At 73.0% G+C, this 5,240-nt stretch carries 6 protein-coding genes and 1 pseudogene; 2 read left to right on the top strand and 5 right to left on the bottom strand.

The genetic code is table 11. The annotated features are described in order from the left end of the window. The 3 genes from ACTHMF_RS10915 to ACTHMF_RS10905 all read right to left on the bottom strand — a co-directional run. The coding region (locus ACTHMF_RS10915; RefSeq protein WP_440317521.1) for a helicase-associated domain-containing protein at positions 1-381 on the bottom strand (381 nt) is incomplete at its 3' end. 6 nt (positions 382-387) lie between these two features. Then, positions 388-2,271, bottom strand: a complete 1,884-nt coding sequence (locus tag ACTHMF_RS10910; RefSeq protein WP_440317519.1) for a helicase-associated domain-containing protein — start codon at positions 2,269-2,271, stop codon at positions 388-390. 22 nt (positions 2,272-2,293) lie between these two features. Beyond that, positions 2,294-2,593 carry a hypothetical protein gene (locus ACTHMF_RS10905; RefSeq protein WP_440317517.1) on the bottom strand — a complete coding sequence of 100 codons (300 nt, stop codon included), beginning with the start codon at positions 2,591-2,593 and terminating at the stop codon, positions 2,294-2,296. A 56-nt stretch (positions 2,594-2,649) separates the two neighbouring features. On the opposite strand from ACTHMF_RS10905, the gene ACTHMF_RS10900 reads away from it, so the two are divergent. Both ACTHMF_RS10900 and ACTHMF_RS10895 read left to right on the top strand, forming a co-directional pair. Beyond that, positions 2,650-3,030, top strand: a complete 381-nt coding sequence (locus ACTHMF_RS10900) for a cold-shock protein (protein ID WP_314147503.1) — start codon at positions 2,650-2,652, stop codon at positions 3,028-3,030. After that, positions 3,014-3,355: pseudogene (locus tag ACTHMF_RS10895) on the top strand (DUF3027 domain-containing protein); the annotation flags it as partial. The gene ACTHMF_RS10900 and the pseudogene ACTHMF_RS10895, both read left to right, overlap by 17 nt. 342 nt (positions 3,356-3,697) lie before the next feature. On the opposite strand, the gene ACTHMF_RS10890 reads toward ACTHMF_RS10895, so the two are convergent. Both ACTHMF_RS10890 and serC read right to left on the bottom strand, forming a co-directional pair. Beyond that, positions 3,698-3,940: a DUF2530 domain-containing protein gene (locus ACTHMF_RS10890; RefSeq protein ID WP_440317515.1), complete on the bottom strand. Its 243-nt coding sequence runs from the start codon at positions 3,938-3,940 to the stop codon at positions 3,698-3,700. Positions 3,941-3,945: 5 nt separating this feature from the next. Next, on the bottom strand, positions 3,946-5,061 hold the full coding sequence (gene serC / locus ACTHMF_RS10885; RefSeq protein ID WP_440317513.1) for a phosphoserine transaminase: 1,116 nt from the start codon (positions 5,059-5,061) through the stop codon (positions 3,946-3,948). Between the last annotated feature and the right edge of the window lie 179 nt (positions 5,062-5,240).

Raw genomic sequence — 5,240 nt, 5'->3', positions numbered from 1 at the left:
CGGGGCGATGCGCTTGGCGCTCGCGACCTCGGTCAGCACGGCCAGGTCGGACGAGCGCAGCACCAGCTCGCCCTCGTCGTCCCGCTCGATCACGAGCCGGCCGTAGCGGGCGACGGTCTCCGACACGTCCACCGAGACGGTCTGCGGGATCGGGAACTTGGAGTAGCGCTCCAGCGTCCCCAGCATGTCCTCCGCCGTGTGCCCGGCGGCGCGGGCGTTCCACAGCCCGAGCCGGGTGATGCGGTAGGTGTGGATGTGCTCGGGCGCGCGCTCCAGCTCGGCGAAGACCGCCAGGTCGTGGCGGGCGTCCTCCGCGGCGGGGTGCGCCACCTCGAGGAGCACGGTGCGGTCGCTCTGGACGATCAGGGGGCCATCGGACATGACCGTTCAGTCTACGCTGCGCAGCCCGGTGACGCTGGAGAGCGGCAGGGTGCGCTCGATGTCCGCCGCGCGGTCCCGTCCGCGCAGGCGACCGCCGCCGACCCCGGTCGGCTCCAGCAGGTAGTCGACGGTGCGTCCGTCCGGCATCCGCACCTCGACGATCACCGGCTGCCTGGCGCGGACCGCCGCGTCCAGCTGCCGGGCGAGCCACTGCGCGGCGTCGTGCTCGCCGCCGCCCGCTGCCGTGTCCGTCTCGCGGAGCCGGGCGACCAGCTCGGCGTCCTGGTCGCGCCCGCCCGGCGCAGCCGCCCGGGCGGTGCGCAGGCGGCGCAGCGCCACCGGCTCGCCGTCCGCGTCCTCGGCGACGACGGGATAGCGGGCGTCGCTCAGCGCCCAGAACACCACATCCCGCGGGAACCGGCTGGTGAGCTCGTCGTCGGCGGAGCGGGTCAGCCGCAGCGGGGCGAGGGACTGGTCCACCTGGATGGTGCGCAGCAGCGTCGCGTCCGACGAGCGCACGACCGAGCGCACGCCGTCCACAGGGCCGTCCTCCGCACCCTTCGCCTCGCGCACGCGCACGCGGCCGTGCCGCTCCGCCGCGTCGGCGATCAGGTAGTCCAGCGGCTGCGGGATCCCGGTCAGCGACACCGCGGCCAGAAACGCCCGGATCCCGTCCGCCGTCTCGCCCGCCGTGATCGCGCGGTCGACGGAGGCGCCGGAGAACCGGAAGGTGGAGGCCAGCGCGCGGCTCTCCAGGTCCGCCATCCCGCGCAGCCGCGACTCCACCTCGGGGGCGAGCGGGCCGGGGGAGACGACGGTGAGGTCGTGCTGCAGGTAGACCTTGTCCACCTCGGCGGGGAACTGCCCGGCGACGATCTCGGCGGCCGCCTCCGCGTCCCGCTCGACCAGCGCCGTGCCCGCGCTGCTCGGCGCCTGCCGCGCGGTGATGCCCAGCCACTCCGCGTCCCTGGTGTGCGCGTCCACCCGCTCCTGGGCGGTCTCCACCGCCGCCGGGTACAGCCAGGCGACGTGCTGGCGCAGGCTGTCGCCCCACGCGGCCCTGCTGCGGCCGGCGAGCAGCGAGCGCAGGTCGTCCGGCAGCGCGGCCTTCCACGCGGCGGCGAGGGCGCGCCAGCGGTCGGAGGTGGGGGAGTGCTGCCACGCCCACGCCGACTCGGTCGGCAGCCACATCCCGTCGCCGATCGCGACCAGGCCGGCGCGCGCGGCCACGGACAGGGCGGTCGGCACCGCGGCGGGGTCGATCGCGAGCGCCTCGGCCAGCCGTTTGGTCGCCGGCAGCGCCAGGCCGCCCTTCTGCAGTTCGCGGGCGCCCTCGCGGCTCAGCTCCGCGACCAGCTCGGACACCGCGGCGACCGCCTCGAAGGCGCGCTCGGCGGCGAGCCGGTCGGTGAAGCGCTGCTCGGTGTCCGGCACGGCCGCGAGGGCGGGAGGCGGCGGCGTCGCGAGCAGGTCCGCGGGAGACGGCAGGCCGGACTCCGGCCACGCCTCCAGCCGCGCGGTGACCGCGTCGTAGACCGCGAAGCGGCCGTCGTCGGGATGGGCGAGCAGCAGGGCGGCGACGGCCTCCAGCGCGGCGCGCGCGTCCTGCTCGGTCGTCCCCGAGGCGGCCGGCTGCTCCGCGAGCGCGGCCGCCACCTCGCCCGCGTCGCGGCCGGCGCCCGCGCGGCCGAGCACGACCAGCGTCGCCAGGCGCACGCGGTCGAGCGCCGAGAGCGCGCGCTGCAGCGAGTCGGCATCCAGCAGCGCCTCGGCGAGGTCGAAGAAGTCGGAGACGCCCTGCCTGCGGTAGCCGCGCTCGTGCAGCGCGCCGACGAGCTCAGCGTCGGGCAGCGCCCGCAGCCGTGCGGCCAGTGCGAGCGTCGTCGTCATCCGCGCGGATCCGTCGCCCCGGTCAGCGCCGTCCCTTGGGGCCCTGCTGGCCCTGGGCAGCCTTCGCCTCGAGGCGGCGCTGCCGTGCCGTGACGACCAGCAGCACGATCAGCAGCACGAACGCGACGGGGAACGCGATCAGCGGGAACAGGAAGACGACGGGCCAGAGCCCCTGGCCCGAGCCCTGCTGCGGCATCCCGCCCAGGGCGGAGCCGATCAGGACGGCGGCGATGCACACCAGCGAGACGACCACGAGGGCCGCGACGATGTAGGCGAGGACGCGTTGGAACCGCGATGCCGGCGGCGGGGTCTGCTGGGTCACGAAATCAAGGATAATTGAGGTTGGTCATTCGATCCCCCATGTGAAGTGAGGTTCCCATGCCAACCGGCAAGGTCAAGTTCTACGACGACGAGAAAGGCTTCGGCTTCATCAGCTCCGATGACGGCCAGGAGGTCTTCTTGCACGCGTCGGCGCTGCCCGCGGGCGCGGTGGTGAAGGCTGGGACCCGTCTCGAGTTCGGCATCGCCGACGGCAAGCGCGGCGCGCAGGCGCTGTCGGTGCGCGTCCTGGAGGCGCCGCCGAGCCTGGTGAAGATGAAGCGCAAGTCGGCGGACGACATGGCGATCATCGTGGAGGACCTGGTCAAGCTCCTCGACGGCATCGGGGCGAACCTGCGCCGCGGCAAGTACCCGGACAAGGCGCACGGTGCGAAGATCGCCGCCGTGCTGCGACGCGTTGCGGATGACCTGGATGCCTGACGACGACCTCCAGGACCTGATCGGCTCCGTCGCGCTCGCGCGGGAGGCGCTGGCCGAGATCACGCCGGAGTCCAGCATCGGCGAGCCCGTCGGGCACGTCGTGGAGGCCGACGGCGTCGTCTCGCTGCTGTTCGAGTCCCGCCTGGCCGGCTACCCCGGGTGGCGCGGGACGGTGACCGTCGGCCGCGCGGACGACGACGCGACGCCGACGGTGCTGGAGGCCGAGCTGATGCCCGGCGACGACGCGCTGCTCGCGCCCGACTGGGTGCCGTGGTCGGAGCGACTCGCCGAGTACCAGGCCGCGCAGGAGGCGCTCGCCGCCGAGGCGGCCGCGCAGGCGGAGGCCGAGGGCGGGGATGACGATTCCGACGTCGATTCCGACTCCGATGAGGATGAGGACGACGAGGACGACGACTTCGACGGGTCCGATGCGGACGACGTGGACGACGACGCCGACGACCACGACATCCACGACCTGCACGGCGACGACGACGTGGACGGTGTCGACATCGACAGCGTGGACGTCGCCTACGACGAGGACACCGACGTCGACGGCGAGCTCGACCTCGCGGCCGAGGAGGCGGCGGCGCTGGCCGACGCGGACGAGGCGGACGACGACGAGACGGCGGACGACGAGCCCGGCGACGCGGACGAGTCCGCGGACGCCTCAGTGCCGGCGGAGCCGCTTGATGCTGAGGTAGCCGAGGCCGAGGACGCCGAGGACGATGCCGACGACGACCGTCCAGAGCCACCACGTGCCGCCGGCGGCGTCGATGGGGCCGAGGAAGACGAGCGTCGGGATCAAAGCGAGCACCCAGAGGACTAGCCCGACGAGCACGGCCCGCCGGTCATCCGTCTTCACGGGGACCGGGTCGGGCCGGCGCTCGTCGTCGCGCAGCCAGAGCCTCATGGCGGTCAGCCCAGCCGCTCGACCACGTACTCGACGCAACCGATCAGGGCGCGGACGTCCGACGGCTCGATGGCCGTGAACGTCGCGATGCGCAGCTGGTTGCGGCCGAGCTTGCGGTAGGGCTCGGTGTCCACGACGCCGTTCGCGCGCAGCGCCTTGGCGACCGCGGCGGCGTCGATCTTATCGTCGAATTCGATAGTGACTACCACCTGCGAGCGGTGCGCGGGGTCCGCGACGAACGGCGTCGCGTAGTCCACGCCCTCCGCCCACGCGTACAGCGCGTCCGAGGACTCGCGGGTGCGGGCGTCGGCCCAGGCGAGACCGCCGTTGCCGTTCATCCACTCGATCTGGTTCTCGAGCAGCACCAGCGTCGCCACCGCGGGGGTGTTCAGCGTCTGGTTGAGGCGCGAGTTGTCGATCGCGTTCTTGATGCTGAGGAACTCGGGGATGTAGCGGTCGCTCGCGGCGATGCGCTCCACCCGCTCGATCGCGGCGGGGGAGAACAGCGCCAGCCAGAGACCGCCGTCCGAGGCGAAGTTCTTCTGCGGAGCGAAGTAGTAGACGTCCGTCTCGTTCACATCGAACGCGGCGCCGCCCGCTGCGCTCGTCGCGTCGATCACCGTGAGCGCACCGGCGTCGCCGTGCACGCGGCGCACCGGCGCCATCACGCCGGTGGAGGTCTCGTTGTGCGGCCAGGCGTACACGTCGACGCCGGCGACCGCCTCGGCCTCGGCGCGCGAGCCGGCCGGAGCCTCGATCACGTGCGGCGCCTCGAGCCACGGCGTCTTCGCCGCCTTGGCGAACTTGCCGCCGAACTCGCCGAAGACGAGGTTCTGGCTGCGGTTCTCGATGAGCGAGAAGGCCGCGGCGTCCCAGAACGCGGTCGAGCCGCCGTTGCCGATGACGACCTCGTAGCCCTCCGGCAGCTGGAACAGCTCGCCGAGGCCCTCGCGCACGCGTCCGACCAGGTTCTTCACCGGCGCCTGCCGGTGCGAGGTGCCGAGCAGCTCGGCGCCGGGACCGGAGAGGTAGGCCACCTGCTCGGGACGGACCTTGGACGGTCCGCATCCGAAACGGCCGTCGGCGGGCAGGAGGTGCGTGGGAATGGTCAGATCCGGCATAACTGAAGTGTATTGGCTGTTGCATTCCCTGGCCGACCGGGGAGCCGTCACCTCCCTGTCGCCGCCAGCAAGTAGGCTCTAATGCGAAATCCGCGCGCCCGCTTAGTGGAGGGGTCCATGACCGATCTGATCGACACGACCGAGATGTATCTCCGCACCATCCTGGAGCTGGAGGAGGA

The organism is Leifsonia sp. (genome assembly GCF_051955155.1).
Lineage (GTDB): Bacteria > Actinomycetota > Actinomycetes > Actinomycetales > Microbacteriaceae > Leifsonia.
The sequence above is the reverse complement of the archived record's forward strand: the minus strand, read 5'-3'. Positions and strand labels throughout refer to the sequence as shown.